This window comes from Arthrobacter sp. YA7-1 (assembly GCF_025960325.1).
GTDB classification, from domain to species: domain Bacteria; phylum Actinomycetota; class Actinomycetes; order Actinomycetales; family Micrococcaceae; genus Arthrobacter; species Arthrobacter bambusae_A.
Genome location: NZ_CP110114.1, coordinates 2,586,117 through 2,602,219, shown reverse-complemented (window position 1 = coordinate 2,602,219; position 16,103 = coordinate 2,586,117). Strand labels below are relative to the sequence as shown.

11 protein-coding genes are annotated in these 16,103 nt (G+C 64.7%); 8 read left to right on the top strand and 3 right to left on the bottom strand.

What is annotated here, in order from left to right; translation table 11 throughout:
- Nucleotides 1-26: 26 nt before the first annotated feature.
- Nucleotides 27-902: an Fpg/Nei family DNA glycosylase gene (locus OIT41_RS12170; protein ID WP_264636519.1), complete on the bottom strand. Its 876-nt coding sequence runs from the start codon at nt 900-902 to the stop codon at nt 27-29.
- A gap of 362 nt (nt 903-1,264) precedes the next feature.
- On the bottom strand, nt 1,265-3,886 hold the full coding sequence (gene valS, locus OIT41_RS12165; protein WP_264636518.1) for a valine--tRNA ligase: 2,622 nt from the start codon (nt 3,884-3,886) through the stop codon (nt 1,265-1,267).
- Between the two features lie 63 nt (nt 3,887-3,949).
- On the opposite strand from valS, the gene OIT41_RS12160 reads away from it, so the two are divergent.
- The 7 genes from OIT41_RS12160 (at nt 3,950) to ndk (ending at nt 11,671) form a co-directional block, all read left to right on the top strand.
- A complete protein-coding gene (locus OIT41_RS12160; RefSeq protein WP_264636517.1) occupies nt 3,950-4,324 on the top strand; it encodes a DUF488 domain-containing protein in 375 nt (124 codons plus the stop codon).
- Nucleotides 4,321-4,959 (top strand): class I SAM-dependent methyltransferase, encoded by a 639-nt coding sequence (locus tag OIT41_RS12155; protein WP_264636516.1) that lies wholly within the window; start codon nt 4,321-4,323, stop codon nt 4,957-4,959. The genes OIT41_RS12160 and OIT41_RS12155 overlap by 4 nt, the downstream gene beginning before the upstream one ends.
- A 9-nt stretch (nt 4,960-4,968) precedes the next feature.
- Nucleotides 4,969-5,727, top strand: coding sequence for an SDR family oxidoreductase (locus OIT41_RS12150; protein WP_241709868.1), 759 nt, complete (start codon nt 4,969-4,971; stop codon nt 5,725-5,727).
- A gap of 327 nt (nt 5,728-6,054) precedes the next feature.
- Complete coding sequence (gene ileS, locus OIT41_RS12145; RefSeq protein WP_264636515.1) at nt 6,055-9,384, top strand: isoleucine--tRNA ligase; 3,330 nt, start codon at nt 6,055-6,057, stop codon at nt 9,382-9,384.
- A gap of 3 nt (nt 9,385-9,387) precedes the next feature.
- Nucleotides 9,388-10,749 carry a bifunctional folylpolyglutamate synthase/dihydrofolate synthase gene (locus tag OIT41_RS12140; RefSeq protein ID WP_241709870.1) on the top strand — a complete coding sequence of 454 codons (1,362 nt, stop codon included), beginning with the start codon at nt 9,388-9,390 and terminating at the stop codon, nt 10,747-10,749.
- Between the two features lie 2 nt (nt 10,750-10,751).
- On the top strand, nt 10,752-11,198 hold the full coding sequence (locus OIT41_RS12135) for a DUF4233 domain-containing protein (protein WP_264636514.1): 447 nt from the start codon (nt 10,752-10,754) through the stop codon (nt 11,196-11,198).
- A 53-nt stretch (nt 11,199-11,251) separates the two neighbouring features.
- Nucleotides 11,252-11,671, top strand: coding sequence for a nucleoside-diphosphate kinase (gene ndk / locus OIT41_RS12130; RefSeq protein ID WP_078108680.1), 420 nt, complete (start codon nt 11,252-11,254; stop codon nt 11,669-11,671).
- A gap of 99 nt (nt 11,672-11,770) precedes the next feature.
- On the opposite strand, the gene OIT41_RS12125 is transcribed toward ndk, so the two are convergent.
- Nucleotides 11,771-12,466 carry a vitamin K epoxide reductase family protein gene (locus tag OIT41_RS12125; protein WP_264636513.1) on the bottom strand — a complete coding sequence of 232 codons (696 nt, stop codon included), beginning with the start codon at nt 12,464-12,466 and terminating at the stop codon, nt 11,771-11,773.
- A 469-nt stretch (nt 12,467-12,935) separates the two neighbouring features.
- On the opposite strand from OIT41_RS12125, the gene OIT41_RS12120 reads away from it, so the two are divergent.
- Nucleotides 12,936-16,088, top strand: coding sequence for an Rne/Rng family ribonuclease (locus tag OIT41_RS12120; RefSeq protein WP_264636511.1), 3,153 nt, complete (start codon nt 12,936-12,938; stop codon nt 16,086-16,088).
- Nucleotides 16,089-16,103 lie beyond the last annotated feature (15 nt).

The following is a 16,103-nucleotide window of genomic DNA, read 5'->3' as shown; positions in this document are numbered from 1 at the left end:
CCCTCGGCCGTCCTTTGAGGCACAGGCTACTTCAGGAATCGCGAGGTTCTGCGGTCCGCGAGGATTTTTCCGTTCGTTTGGCAGACAGGGCAGTACTGTAAAGCCGTGTCGGCAAAGGACACCTCGCGGATCGTGGTTCCACACACTGGGCAGGGCTGCCCTGCCCTGCCGTGGACCCGCATGGTGCTGCGCTTCGTGTCCTTGAGTTCGCTGGAGGCTTTCCCCACTGCGGCGGTGACGGCCGCGCCCAGGATGCTTTCGATGGACTCATAGAGGACATGAGTTGCGTCGTGGTCCAGCGACTTGGCGATCGCGAACGGTGAAATCTTCGCGGCGTGAAGGATTTCGTCACTGTAGGCATTGCCGATGCCCGCAATGACACTTTGGCTACGGAGGAGCCCCTTGATCTGGTGCGGACTTGCGGCAAGGATTCCGGCCAGTGTTTCTTCGGTGAATTCGGGGCCGAGCGGGTCCGGGCCTAGCGTCGCGATCCCGGGAACGTCCAAGGGGTCGAGGACCACGTAGATGGCCAGGCTCTTCTTCGTTCCCGCCTCCGTCAGGTCAACACCGACGGGCGTCGAGCCGTCGCTCTTGGTGAAGCCGAGCCTCGCGGCGATATTGCTGCCGCCCATCCGTAGCTGGGCTTGCGATGGCTGTTCCGTGTAGCGCAGCCACCCGGCTTTGGCGAGATGGAAGATGAAATGGATGCCGTCGGCGTTGAGACTGACGAACTTGCCGAAGCGTTCCACCCCGACGATCTTGCGACCCTCCAGGGCTGAGTATGGGGGATCGGCCGTCTTCAGCACGGCAAAGGAAGTGATCTGAATCTTCGTCAGTTCGGCACCGAGAAGATTCCTGCCCAGGAAGGCAGTCAACCCGGCCACTTCGGGAAGTTCTGGCATAGCAACACTGTGCCACAAAGCAACCATGCCCAGAACCCCGGACGCCCGCCACGAAGCCCCGAATTACATACCAGTAGTTCCTGAAGAGGGCTTGTGCTTGCTGGGGAGCAGGTCAAGAATAGAACTTACCCACTTCGAAAGAAGAGGGACACGGAAACCAGAGATTCAGTGATATGTATCTGACGCAGCCTTCGGCAAAGTTGGATGCAAGCTACCAGTGACGAGGTAGGAAGACCTGAAAGTCCGAGGATTCCGCCAGACTGCCAAGACGTCACCAGGCAGCCGAAGAGTCGAAGCCCCACCAACGGCTAAACGCTGATGGGGCTTCCCCTTTGCCCGGGAACGCCCGGGCACCTTACGGACTACGCTTGCGCGGGCTCCTCGGCAGGTGCCAGGACAACGTCGCTCACCGTGAGTTCGCCGTCCCCTGCAACCAGTGAGATCTCTTGTGCGTTGGCCGCGGCCTTCAGGTCTCCCAGTCCGGCTTCCAGTTGTGCAACGAACGACTCGGTTGCGCTGATGGTGGCGGAGAGAACCTCGGTGCGCTGCTTGACTTTGGCTTCGGACTTGGCCTTGCGGATGCCGCTCAGCGCGATGCCGACGGTGCCCAGCATCGTGGTGTCGCCGTCGACGATTTCCACGGCTGCCGGCCATGGCGCGCGGTGGACTGAACCCGTGCGCCACCAGCTCCAGACCTCTTCGGTGGCGAAGGGGAGGAACGGCGCGAAGAGGCGCAATAGCGCATCCAGTGCGGTGGCGAGGGCAGCAAGCACGGAGGCCTGCTCAGCCTCGCCGGCCGCACCGTAGGCACGGTCCTTGATGAGCTCCACGTAGTCGTCCGTGAACTGCCAGAAGAACGATTCCGTGATCTGCAGCGCGCGGGCGTAGTCGTAGTTGTCGAACGCCTTGGTGGACTGGGCCACGACGTCGGCCAGCTGCGCCAAAAGTGCACGGTCCAGGGGGTTGCTCAGGACGGACAGGTCCGAGCCGACCACCGAGTTCTCCGTGGCGCCCAGGTTCAACACGAACTTGGAGGCGTTGAGCAACTTGATGGCCAGGCGGCGGCCGATCTTCATCTGGGCGATCTCGTACGCCGTGTCCGCACCGAGCTTGGCCGAGGCGGCCCAGTAACGGACGGCGTCCGAGCCGAATTCGTTCAGGACGTCGGTGGGAACAACCACGTTGCCCTTGGACTTGGACATCTTCTTGCGGTCCGGGTCCAGAATCCAGCCCGAGATGGCTGCGTGCTTCCAGGGAGCGCTGTCCTGCAGGGCATCTGCCCGGACAGCCGAGGAGAAGAGCCAGGTGCGGATGATGTCGTGGCCCTGGGGGCGGAGGTCAAAGGGGTAGACCTTGCTGAATAGTTCCTCGTCACGGCTCCAGCCGCCCACGATCTGCGGAGTCAGCGACGACGTGGCCCAGGTGTCCAGGACATCGGCGTCGCCGATGAAGCCGTTGGGCTGCTCGCGCTGGGACTCGTCGAAGCCGGGTGCCGCGTCCGCCGCGGGGTCTACGGGCAAGGATTCGTCGGACGGCAGGATCGGGTTTTCGTAGTCCGGGTTGCCCTGCGCATCCAGCGGGTACCAGACGGGAATCGGCACACCGAAGAAGCGCTGGCGCGAAACGAGCCAATCGCCGTTGAGCCCGGAGATCCAGTTCTCGTAGCGGGAACGCATGAAGGACGGGTGGAACTCGATCTCGTGTCCGCGCGCGATCAACCGTTCGCGGCGGTCCTCGTCACGCCCGCCATTGCGGATGTACCACTGGCGCGACGTGACAACCTCAAGGGGCTTGTCGCCCTTCTCGAAGAAGTTCACGGGGTGCGTGATCTTCTTGGGTTCGCCATCCAGCAGATCTGCGGCAATGAGCAGCTCCACCACTGTTTCCTTGGCGGAGAACGCGGTCTTGCCGGCAATCGCCGCGTAGGCTTCCTTGCCGGCGTCGGTGGTGATCCACTCAGGGGTTTCCGCGATGATGCGTCCGTCGCGGCCCATGATGGCACGGGTGGGCAACTGCAGCTCGCGCCACCAGGTGACGTCGGTCAGGTCGCCGAAGGTACAGACCATGGCGATGCCGGAGCCCTTGTCCGCCTTGGCGAGCGGGTGGGCTTTGACCTCGAGCTCGACGTCGAACAGGGGGGACCTGACGGTCTTGCCGAACAGCGGCTGGTAGCGCTCGTCGTCGGGGTTTGCCACCAACGCCGCGCACGCGGCGAGCAGTTCAGGACGCGTTGTCTCGATGTAGATCTTCTCGCCGTCGGCGGTGAAGAAGGGGTAGCGGTAGTACGCGCCGGCAACGTCCCGGTCCTCCAGTTCGGCCTGGGCGACGGCGGTACGGAACGTCACGTCCCACAGGGTGGGGGCCTCGGCCATGTAGGCATCGCCGGCGTTCAGGTTGGCGATGAAGGCGCGCTGGGACACCGCACGGGAGGTGTCGTCGATCGTGCGGTACGTGAGGTCCCAGTCAACGGACAGGCCGAGGGTCTGGAACAGGTTCTCGAAGACCTTCTCGTCCTCGACGGCGAGTTCCTCGCAGAGCTCGATGAAGTTCCGGCGCGAGACGACGTCGAAATCGCGCTGGTTCTTCGCCGGCTGTGCCGGCGGCCGGTAGCCGGCGTTGTAGGGGATGGCGGGATCGCAGCGGACGCCGTAGTAGTTCTGCACGCGGCGCTCAGTGGGGAGCCCGTTGTCGTCCCAGCCCATCGGGTAGAAGACGTTCTTGCCGGTCATGCGCATGTAGCGGGCCTGGACATCCGTCTGCGTGAACGAGAACATGTGGCCCACGTGGAGCGAACCGGATGCGGTGGGCGGGGGAGTGTCGATCGAGTAGACCTGCTCCCGGGTGGTGTCCGGGTTGAACTTGTAGGTTCCTTCGTCCAGCCAGCGCCGCGTCAGGGCAGCCTCGAGGCCTTCAAGGGCCGGCTTGTCGGGAACGTTGATGGGGGCGGTGGCGGGCGTGTCTGTACCCTGCGTTGATTCAGCCATGGGCCAATTGTTTCATGGCGCCCTTTGTTCCGTGGCACGCGGACGTGCCGTAGCATGCGGGCCATGACGGAACTCAAGGATGTTTTGGCCATCAAGCGCATCTATGACGAAGCAAGCGACGACGACGGCTGCCGGGTTCTGGTGGACCGGCTCTGGCCGCGAGGGGTATCCAAAGAACGGGCCCACCTGGATCTCTGGCTCAAGGAAATAGCGCCCTCGCCGCCGCTGCGCACCGAGTTTGCTCATATGCAGGAGCGATTCGGGGACTTCCGCCGTGCATACCTCGCCGAGCTGGAACAGAATTCCGCCGTGGAGCAGTTGCTGGGGTTGGCTGCCGGGAAAAAGCGCGTGACGCTGCTCTATGGCGCCAGGGATCCCGAAGTGAACCACGCCCGCGTTCTGCTGGAGTTCCTGCTGGGTGCCGGGGCGGCGGCATGACGCCGCAGCATCCGCGGTTTGCGCGGGCCTATGCCCGGGCCGTTCCGGCGATAAACCTCCGCGGAGGGACAGAGCACCGGCGGACCTTGCTCGCCGGGCTGCGTGGCCGCGTCATCGAGGTCGGCGCCGGCGAGGGCTCGTCGTTCGGCCTGTACCCAGCCACTGTGGAAAGCGTCCTCGCGGTTGAACCTGATGACTACCTCAGGGAGCTTGCCGGAGCCAAGGCGCAGGCCGCTCCGGTGCCGGTCACGGTTGTTCCTGGAACCGCCGAAAACATTCCGGCGGACGACGGCGGGGCGGACGCCGTCGTCGTCAGTCTTGTCCTCTGCAGCGTCGCCGACCAGGCGGCGGCGTTGGCGGAAATCCGCCGGGTGCTGGGTCCCGGCGGAACCTTGGCGTTCTACGAGCACGTGCGCTCGGACAAGCGGTTTATCGCGGCAGTCGAAGACGTGCTCGCTCCGGCCTGGCAGCATATGGCCGGAGGCTGCCATCCCAACCGCAACACCCTTGAAGCGATCGGCACCGCTGGCTTCCAGGTGGTGCATCATGAGCGTTTCGGCTTCTCTGCGGGCCCGCTGTCGCCGTCGATCGCCCACATCCTGGGCCGTGCGGTTTCTCCGGGTGAACCGCGTTAGGGTGGTGCCATGACTGAGGAAGTACAGACAAAGACCGCAGTGGTGACCGGCGCGAGCACCGGAATCGGCGAGGCCACAGTGCGGGCCCTGGCCGCCGATGGATGGAAGGTATTCGCTGTCGCCCGCCGTGCGGAGCGGCTCGAGGCACTCGGCGCCGAGAGTGGCGCTGTGCCGTTCGCCGCGGACATCACCAACGACGACGACGTCGCGGCCTTGCTCTCCGCCGTCACCGAGGCAGGGGGAGCGGACACGCTCATCAACATCGCGGGCGGCGCACGGGGCGCTGACACCCTGGCCAATGCGCAGACCGAAGACTGGGACTGGATGTACCAAGTCAACGTGCTCGGCACCCTGAAGTTGACCCGGGCCTTCCTCCCGATGCTGCGGGCCAACGGAGAGGGCACTGTCCTGAACCTGACGTCTACTGCGGGATTCACGGCCTACGAGGGCGGCGGCGGGTACAACGCGGCCAAGTTCGCCCAGCACGCCATGACCGGTGCCCTGCGCCTTGAAGAGGCCGAGAACAACATCCGCGTGATCGAGGTGGCACCTGGCCTGGTCCACACAGAGGAATTCGCGCTCAATCGCCTCGGCGATGCCACTGCGGCGGCGAAGGTGTACGCCGGGGTCGAGAAGCCGCTCACGCCCGAGGACGTCGCCGACGTCGTCAAGTACGCGGTCTCAGTTCCGCATCACATCAACCTCGACGAGATCATCGTCCGACCGGTGGCGCAGGCAGCTACCCACAAGTTGATCCGCAAGGGCTAAGGTCGAGGCGTCGCGCGTTTCACCCAAGTGGAGCTCGCGGCGCCGCTGCCGTTAGACTTGTGGCACAAGCTTTGACCCGGACATCACCGGTGAGCTTCCGGAAGAACACCCCCGCCACCACGGGAGCCAGTAGAACCGGACGGGTAAGCCCGTCACAGCAGCAATGAGCGGCCGACGCCGGAACGGCTCCCCTTCACAGGGGGCAGCACCAGCGGCGGTAAGTGAGGTGGTACCGCGGTACCGGCGATGTTGGAAACAACGCAGCTGGCGCCGTCCTCGCATCCTGAATGAAACTTTGTGTTCACCGGCTCAACCCAGGATGAAGAGATGACGTATTACCCCAAGGCCTCCACAACTCCGTCCGGCACCTCACGAGGGGTGTCCGCCTCCGTGAAGTTCCCGGAGATCGAAGTGCGCATCCTCAAGTACTGGGATGAAGACGGCACCTTTCAAGCCAGCATCGACAACCGCAGCGCCGATCTGCCCGGCGGGCATCCTGGCAGCAACGAGTTCGTCTTCTACGACGGTCCTCCTTTCGCCAACGGGCTGCCCCACTACGGCCACCTCCTGACCGGCTACGCCAAGGACCTGGTGGGCCGCTACCAGACCCAGCGCGGCAAGCGCGTGGAACGGCGCTTCGGTTGGGATACCCACGGCCTGCCCGCTGAACTCGAAGCAATGAAGCAACTGGGCATGACGGACAAGACCCAGATCGAAGCGATGGGCATCGACAAGTTCAACGACGCCTGCCGTGCCTCCGTCATGAAATACGCGGACGAATGGAAGAGCTACGTCACGCGGCAGGCACGCTGGGTGGACTTCGACAACGACTACAAGACCCTCAACGTCGAGTACATGGAGTCTGTCCTGTGGGCCTTCAAGCAGCTCCACGAGAAGGGCCTCACCTACAACGGGTACCGCGTCCTGCCGTACTGCTGGAAGGACGAGACGCCGCTGTCCAACCATGAGCTGCGCATGGATGACGACGTCTACAAGAACCGCCAGGACCAGACCGTCACGGTGACCTTCCCCATCAAGGCAGGGGAGACCGAGCTCTCCAAGTCCCTGGCCGGCGTGCAGGCGCTCGCGTGGACCACGACCCCCTGGACCCTGCCCACCAACCTGGCGCTCGCCGTCGGGCCGAACATCTCTTACGCGGTGGTTCCTGCCGGTCCCAACGGGATCAAGGCCGCCTCCGCGGAGGCTCCGGTGACGGGCAGCTTCCTGCTGGCCGCCGATCTGCTCGGCAGCTACGCGAAGGACCTGGGATACGACGACGGCGCCGCCGCACTTTCTGCCGTCACGGCCAGTTACACGGGCACCGAGTTGGCCGGCCTGGAATACGAGCCGCTGTGGGACTACTTCTCCGACACCGAGAAATACGGCACCCAGAACGGCTGGCGTTTCCTCGTGGCGGACTACGTCACCACCACCGACGGTACGGGCATCGTCCACCAGGCCCCGGCCTACGGTGAAGACGACCAGAAAGTCTGTGAGGACGCCGGTATCCCCGTGGTCCTTTCCGTCGACGAAGGCGCCAAGTTCCTCCACCTGTTCGCACACGGACCCCTCGCCGAAATCTCCGGCTTGCAGGTGTTCGATGCCAACAAGCCGATCACGCAGGCACTGCGTTCCGGCGGGCGTTTGGTTCGCCAGGCCAGCTACGAGCACAGCTACCCGCATTGCTGGCGCTGCCGCAACCCCTTGATCTACCGCGCCGTGTCCTCCTGGTATGTGGAGGTCACCAAGTTCAAGGACCGGATGTCCGAACTGAACCAGGAGATCAACTGGATCCCCGGCAACGTCAAGGACGGACAGTTCGGCAAGTGGCTGGCCAACGCCCGTGACTGGTCCATCAGCCGCAACCGCTACTGGGGCTCGCCCATCCCGGTGTGGCAGTCCGATGACCCCGAGTACCCGCGCACGGACGTTTACGGCTCCCTCGCCGAGATGGAGGCCGATTTCGGCCGCCTGCCGGTGAACAACGACGGCCAGGTTGACCTGCACCGCCCGTTCATCGACGAACTGACCCGGCCCAACCCTGACGACCCGCGCTCTCCTGACGAGGGCCAGTCCACTATGCGCCGGGTGGAGGACGTCCTGGACGTCTGGTTCGACTCGGGTTCCATGCCCTACGGCCAGGTGCACTATCCGTTCCACAACGAGGAATGGTTCGAGACCCACAACCCTGCCGACTTCATCGTCGAGTACATCGGGCAGACCCGCGGCTGGTTCTACATGCTGCACATCCTGTCCACGGCGCTCTTCGACCGGCCGGCCTTCCGCAATGTGATCAGCCACGGCATCGTGCTGGGCTCCGACGGACAGAAGATGTCCAAGAGCCTGCGCAACTATCCGGACGTTTCCGAGGTCCTGGACCGCGACGGCTCCGACGCCATGCGCTGGTTCCTGATGTCCAGTCCCATCCTGCGTGGCGGCAACCTCGTGGTCACCGAACAGGGAATCCGCGACGGCGTCCGCCAAGTCATCCTGCCGCTGTGGAATGTCTACAGCTTCTTCACGCTGTACACGAACGCTTCCCACGCAGTGGATGGGACAGCCGCCGGCTATGACGCCAAGCTGCGCTACGACGGCTACACGGACACAATGGACCAGTACTTGCTGGCAAACACCGGCGACCTCGTCCGCAACCTCACCTCCAGCCTGGACGCATACGACATTTCCGGGGCTTGCGATGAACTGCGCAGCTACTTGGACATGCTCACCAACTGGTACGTGCGCCGCAGCCGGCAGCGCTTCTTCGACGAGAACACCGACGCCTTCGACGCCCTCTACACGGCACTCGAGGCCGTCTGCCGTGTCTCGGCATCGTTGCTTCCCCTGGTTTCCGAGGAGATCTGGCGTGGCCTGACCGGAGGGCGTTCCGTGCATCTGGCTGACTGGCCCGAGGCCTCGTTGTTCCCGGCAAACCCGGAACTCGTCGAGGCCATGGACCGGGTCCAGCAGATCTGCTCCACCGGTTCCAGCCTGCGCAAGGCCGCCAACCTTCGCGTTCGCCTGCCGCTGCAGGAACTCACGGTGGTGGCACCCGGTGCCGATGCGCTGGAAGGGTTCGCCGCCGTCGTCGCGGATGAACTGAACCTGCGGTCCGTCCGCCTCCTCGACGCGGCTACAGCGTCGCCGGAGGAATTCGGTATCGAGCAAAAACTCGTGGTCAATGCCCGCGCGGCAGGTCCGCGGCTGGGCAAGAACGTCCAGCAGGCCATCAAGGGTTCCAAGTCCGGCGACTGGTCTGTTTCCGATGCAGGAGTGGTCACGGCAGGAGGCCTCGAGCTTGAACCGCAGGAGTACACGCTCGAGACCGTCGTCGCGGAATCCGCTGACGGTTCCTCCGCGGCCGTCGCTGTCCTTCCGGGGGGTGGCTTCGTGGTCCTGAACACCGAGGTGACTCCGGAATTGGCTGCCGAAGGGCTGGCACGGGACATGGTCCGCGCCATCCAGCAGGCCCGCAAGGACGCAGGACTTAATGTCAGCGACCGCATCCACACCACGGTCCTGGCCGTCCACGACGTCGTTGATGCCTTGCGCGCCAATGAAGAGCTGGTCAAGACCGAAACCCTGTCCCTCAAGCTCGACCCCGTCGTCTCCGGCGACGCCGCCGAGCCGCAGATCACCGTTACCAAGATCGAGGCCTAGTACATGAGCGACGAATTCTCCGTAGAAAGCGTCTACGCCGAACTCCTCGGCCGCGCCCCGGAAAACAAAATGGAGCCGCGCCTGGCGCCCCTGTACCGGGCCATGGATGTACTGGGGGAGCCCAACAAGGCGTTCCCGATCATCCACATCACGGGCACCAATGGCAAGACGTCCACCGCCCGCATGATCGAGGCGGGGCTTCGTGCCCACGGCTTGAGCACGGGCCGCTACACGAGTCCGCACCTGTCCAAGGTCACCGAGCGCATCAGCATCGACGGCGAGCCGGTTTCGGACGAGACCTTTGTCCGGATCTGGGACGAGATCCGTCCGTACCTCGAAATCGTGGACAAGGAACTCGAGGCCGACGGGCAGCCCAGGCTCACGTACTTCGAGTGCCTGACCATCCTGGGCTTCGCGGTCTTCGCGGACCAGCCCGTCAATGTCGCTGTCATCGAGGTGGGCCTGGGCGGCATCACCGATGCCACGAATGTGGGCGACGGACAGGTTTCCGTGGTGACGCCGATTTCGCTCGACCACACGGATCTCCTCGGCGACACCACCGAGGACATCGCCCACGAGAAGGCCGGAATCATCAAGCCCGGCGGCTTCCTGATCAGCGCGGCCCAGCCCGTGGACGCCGCCCAGGTGCTCCTGGAGAAGGCGCGCGAGGTGGGGGTGCCGTTCCGCTTCGAAGGTGTCGAGTTCGGGGTCGAGTCCCGTAGCGTCGCCGTCGGAGGCCAAGTGCTCACCATCCAGGGGCTCGCAGGCCGCTATGAGGACCTGCTGCTGCCGTTGCACGGCGCCCACCAGGCCGAGAACGCGGCAGTCGCCGTCGCGGCACTGGAGGCCTTCTTCGGCGGAGGCGAGAAGGAACTCGACGGCGACGTCCTGCGCGAGGCTTTCGGAAACGTCACGTCGCCCGGCCGTCTTGAGGTGGTGCGCACCGCTCCTACGATCATCGTGGATGCCGCCCACAACCCTGAGGGCATCCGCGTCTCTGCCGAGGCAATCGAAGAGGCCTTCAGCTTCAGCAAACTCGTGGTGGTTCTCGGGGTCCTGAAGGAAAAGGACGCGGAAGAAATCCTGCGGCAGCTCAAGGAATCCCTGGGCGGACTGGCAGAAGAGTTCTGTTTCACGCAGTCCAGCTCGCCGCGGGCGATCCCGGCCGCGCAGCTGGCCGATCTCGCCGTCGACCTTGGCTTCGGAGCGGACAACGTCCACATTGCCGAGAAGCTGGATGACGCGATCGAGTGGGCCGTGGAGCGTGCCGAAGCCAATGATGATTTGGCCGGCGGCGTGCTCGTCACGGGTTCCATCACCGTGGTGGCGGAAGCCCGCATGCTCCTCGGGAAGGTAGGTTCCTGAGCATGGCCAAACTCACCAAAGCCCAGCGCGAATGGCGGCCCGGGATGCCCAAGAAGCGCCGCTCCACCAAGGTGATGTTCGCTTCGACCGTGCTGCTTTTGGAGGCCTTCGTCGCGTTCTTCGCCACCTTGGCTGTCTTCGGACTGAAGCGTGGAGAGCCGGCGCTGGTGCTGGGCTTCGGCATCACCCTGAGCGTCGTGCTGATCCTGGCCTGTGCCGTGCTCAGCAGGCCGTGGGGCATCGGCGTCGGCTGGGTAATGCAGCTGGTCTTGATTCTCTCCGGCTTCGTCGAGCCCACGATGTTCGTGGTGGGAGTCCTCTTCGCCGCCTGCTGGTGGTACGGCATCCGTGCCGGGATGAGGATCGACCGCGAGAATGCCCAGCGTGATCGTGAGCAAGCCGAATGGGACGCTTCGCACGGGGAAGACTCCGCCGGGCAATCAGCCTGAGCGAAACCCCGTAAACTGGCTGGGAAACCCACACATCCAACATTGGAGCAACCGTGAGCATTGAGCGCACCCTTGTACTGATCAAGCCCGACGGCGTCGCCCGCAACTTGAGCGGCAGCATCCTCGCCCGCGTCGAGTCCAAGGGATACTCCCTGGTCGAATTGAAGAAGGTCAACGCCACCCGCGATCTGCTGGAGCAGCACTACGAAGAGCACCTGGGCAAGCCGTTCTACGAGCCGCTGGTCGAATTCATGCTCAGCGGCCCGGTTGTCGCCGCCATCTTCGAGGGTCACCGCGTGATCGAAGGCTTCCGTTCCCTTGCGGGAACCACGGACCCGACGACGGCGGCGCCCGGCACCATCCGTGGCGACTTCGGCCGTGACTGGGGCCTGGCTGTGCAGCAGAACCTGGTCCACGGTTCCGATTCGGTGGATTCCGCCGAGCGCGAGATCAAGATCTGGTTCGGCGCGTAGATTCCCACCACGCCAACGAACAACGCGGGGTCACTTACGGTCCATCCGGAGGTCCGGAATGGGCCGTAAGTGACCCCGCGTTAGTTAAGGGATAAGTGCTCAGTAACCCGAAGTGCCGATGAAGACATTGATGAAGGAAAAGAAAATGCTCGCGATCACGGCAACGTAGAGCAGCGCGGAAATGATCCAACCGGATTCGGCCAGGATCTTCGCCAGGCCTGCCGGCGCTGGAATGACCCCGTGCGCCACGTTCCTGATGGTCACGAAGACGAAGAGCGGGATCATGCATGCCCACACCACCATGCAGAACGGGCACAGGATGTGAATGACATACAGTGCCTGGGACCATAGCCAGACGATGAAGATGAAGCCCAGTGTGACGCCGGTCTGGAGTCCGATCCAGTACCAGCGGGCGAACTTGGCCCCCGCAAAGATTGCCATGGCCGTGGTGATGATCACGGCGAAGGCGACAATGCCGATGAACATATTGGGGAAACCGAAAACCGAACTCTGCGGTGTCTTCATGACGCTGCCGCACGATACCCACGGATTGAGGTCGCAGGCCGTTACGTGGTTCGGGTCGATGAGGACCTGCAGCTTTTCCAGCACGAGCGCCCCGGATGCAAGCCACGCGATGGCGCCGGTGGCGAGCAATAGCCACGCAAAGTGGCGGTCGCGGACCATGCGCGGAAATGCGGAGTCCGCGGCGTTCTTCCCTGCAGGGGTTTTCGCGTTCTCCTGCCGGAGGGATCGGGCATCGTTGTTGGCCAGGTTCGGGCTGGCGGGGCTCGGCATGGTTGGCTGTCCTTTTCTGGGAGGCCCGGCGCGGAACCGGGGAGTGCTCTTGGGAGGATTCTAGCCGCGCCGGCTGGAGGACGCGTCCAGCGAGGGCGACGGCACGGAAGGTTTCAGGGCGTGCTTCCTGCCGGGAGTGCGGGCGTGTGAGAGAATGAACATGGCCGGAAGCCGATCCACATGCGGAATCCGGTCCGGTATCTTGTTCCCAAGACCGCCAGTCATATGCAGGGCATGCCCAGGATCCATTGATCCCCGGAAGCGCCGCAGTGGCAATGGACGGCACCTGGTTGTGTTTTTAGAACAACGGGTTTGGAGCGAAGCTGGCTTTCCGTGGATGCCGCACCCCCCTGCTGGTGCGAACCGGAAAGAACACTACTGACTTCTGTCAACGCCTGCGGGTTTTGACAATATTGCCCCTCTGGGCACCGGATGTGGCGGTTGCGCAAGGGCAGGAGTGTTGCCACATATGGATAATGAGCAAGTTGTAGCCGCCGCCGAAGATGCGGCGTCCGCCGAGACCACTGAAGCACCCAAGAAGGTCACCCGCACCCGCCGCAAGGCGGCACCGAAGACGCTCCCTGCGGACGCAACCCCCGACGTCGGAGCTGCCGCCACCGTTGAGCCGCTCGCTGCGGACGCAACCCCCGACGCCGGAGCTGCCGCAGCCACCGTTGAGCCGCTCGCCGAGTCGGCGGACACCGTTGAGCCCAAGGCCCCTGTCCGGCGCAGCAGGTCTCGCAAGAAGGTCGAAACTCCGGAACCGTTGCCTGGTTTCGCCGAAGACGCTTCCACCGGTGGCGGCGAGGCACCGGATGCTGCCGTCGTCGTACCTGAAGTAGCCGCAGAGGCCGAAGCCGCCCCGGAAAAGCCGGCCCGCCGTCGTCGTACCACGAAAGCCAAGAGCACCGAGCCCGTTGCCGAAGAAGCAGTGGTCGAAGCTCCGGTTGCGGAGGTTGTGCCCGAGGAAGCAAGTGAGGAAACCGCTGGGGAGCCGGCCGTCGAGGCGGAATCCGCAAGTCCGATCGCTTCGCTGTTCCTGGAACCCGGCTCCGTTACGTCCATGATCTTCCAGGCGCCGGACTTGAGCGCAGTCGCCCGTCCGGCCGTCGTCGAAGAAGAACCGCGGGCCGAGGCCGAGGAAGTCTCCGAGGACAACGAACTGGACGAATCCGGAAGCCGCCGTCGGCGTCGCAGCCGGGGCCGTCGTGGACGCCGGGGCACCGAGCGTGATGAAGCCGCGGGAGAAGAAACCGCCGCGGAATCCGAGGACGAGGCAGAAGCCGGTACCGAGGATGTCCTCGAAGAAGGCGTGACTTCCCGCCGTCGCCGGCGCCGGCGCCGTGGCGATCAGGACCTGGAACTGACAGGTGGGGGAGACGACGATCCCCCCAACACGGTCACCCGTGTCCGCGCTCCGCGCCCGCATGTTGAGTCCACCAGCAGCTCGGACCGCGTCACGAGCGTCAAGGGCTCCACCCGCCTTGAAGCCAAGAAGCAGCGCCGCCGCGAGTCCCGCGAGACCGGCCGCCGCCGCCAGGTCATCACCGAGGCCGAATTCCTGGCCCGCCGTGAGTCCGTCGACCGCCAGATGATCGTTCGCCAGCGCGACGACAGGATCCAGATTGGTGTCCTCGAAGACGGCGTGCTCGCGGAGCACTTCGTGTCGAAGACACAGCAGGACTCCCTCATCGGCAACGTCTACCTGGGCAAGGTCCAGAACGTGCTGCCGTCGATGGAAGCGGCATTCGTCGATATCGGACGCGGCCGCAACGCAGTGCTCTACGCCGGCGAAGTCAACTGGGATGCCGTCACCCTGGAAGGCAAACCGCGCCGCATTGAAAACGCGCTGAAATCAGGCGATTCCGTGCTGGTCCAGGTGACCAAGGACCCCGTGGGCCACAAGGGCGCGCGCCTGACGAGCCAGATTTCGCTTCCCGGCCGCTACCTCGTGTACGTGCCGGGCGGGTCAATGACGGGAATTTCCCGCAAGCTGCCCGACGTCGAGCGCAACCGCCTGAAGAAGATCCTCAAGGATCGGCTCCCGGAGAACGCGGGCGTCATTGTCCGCACGGCCGCCGAGGGTGCATCCGAAGAAGAGCTGACGCACGATATCAACCGCTTGCGGGCCCAGTGGGAAGGCATCGAAAGCCAGTCCACGTCCACCAAGATCCTGGCCCCGGAGCTCCTGTACGGCGAACCGGACCTCACCATCAAGGTTGTCCGCGACGTCTTCAACGAGGACTTCTCCAAGCTGATCGTCTCCGGCGACGAAGCCTGGGACACCATCGAGGCCTATGTCACGTACGTGGCGCCGGATCTGGTGGGACGCCTTGAGAAGTGGACCTCGGACCAGAACATTTTCTCGGCATGGCGCGTAGACGAACAGATCCACAAGGCGCTGGAACGCAAGGTCTTCCTGCCCTCCGGCGGTTCGCTCGTGATCGACCGCACCGAGGCCATGACCGTTGTGGACGTCAACACCGGGAAGTTCACCGGCAGCGGTGGCAACCTCGAGGAAACCGTCACCAAGAACAACCTTGAGGCTGCCGAGGAAGTGGTGCGCCAGCTGCGCTTGCGCGACATCGGCGGAATCATCGTCATCGACTTCATCGACATGGTCCTTGAATCCAACCGCGACCTCGTATTGCGTCGCCTCGTCGAGTGCCTCGGCCGGGACCGCACCAAGCACCAGGTCGCCGAAGTGACGTCGCTTGGCTTGGTCCAGATGACCCGCAAGCGCATGGGCACCGGGCTGCTCGAGGTCTTCGGCGAGCAGTGCGAGACATGCGCAGGGCGCGGAATCGTCACGCACGACGAGCCTGTCGAGCACCGTCGGGCCAACGTGGTGGCAGCTGAACACCACCACCCACGCACTGAGTCACAGCCGGCCGTCCGCCCGGAGCAGCGCAAGCGCCGCCGCGGCAGGGGCGCGGGCCAGGGAACTGCCGAACTCCCGGTCACGCCTCCGGTGCCGGTCCACACGGTCGAATCCACTGATCCGAACCGGCAGGCAGCCACCCGCGCCGCCCTTGCCACCATCGCGGCGGCGGCCCACGCTGCCCACCTGCACGACGACGAGCTCCACCACGCGGCGGAATTGCTCGCGGACGGGCACGTAGCCGAAGCAACTCCCGCAACACCGGCCGCCCCGGCTCCTGCCGCTGCATCGGGTGGCGAGGAACGTTCGAAGCCTGTGCTGCGGTTCGGCGGCGAGGAAGTGGCCCTGCCCTTCGTCCACCACGAGGAAGAGCCAGCGAGCGGCGCCCCTGCGATGAGCCTGGATCTGTTGGCTCAGGCGTTCGCGGGACTCGGGGAGGCGCCCGGTACGGTCCCGGCAGCCGTGGAAGCCCAGGAATCCCCAGCAGAGGCCCGCGCGGGCGTTGCAAGCGGTGAATCCCCGGACTCGGGCTCGCGTGGACGCCGAGGCCGCCGCAACCGCAGTGCCAGCCGTGCCCAGGGTGCCGCCAACGCCACCAACGTGGAGCACCACGAGGTCGCTGTGGCTGCCTCCGGCGGGGCAGCGCACGAGGCCAAGGCACCGGACGCTGCACCGGCCAAGTCGGCGCCGGCAGCGGAACCGATCATTCTCGGAGTCGGCGTGCCCAAGTCCCAGCTCTAGGCGCAATACCCTGCA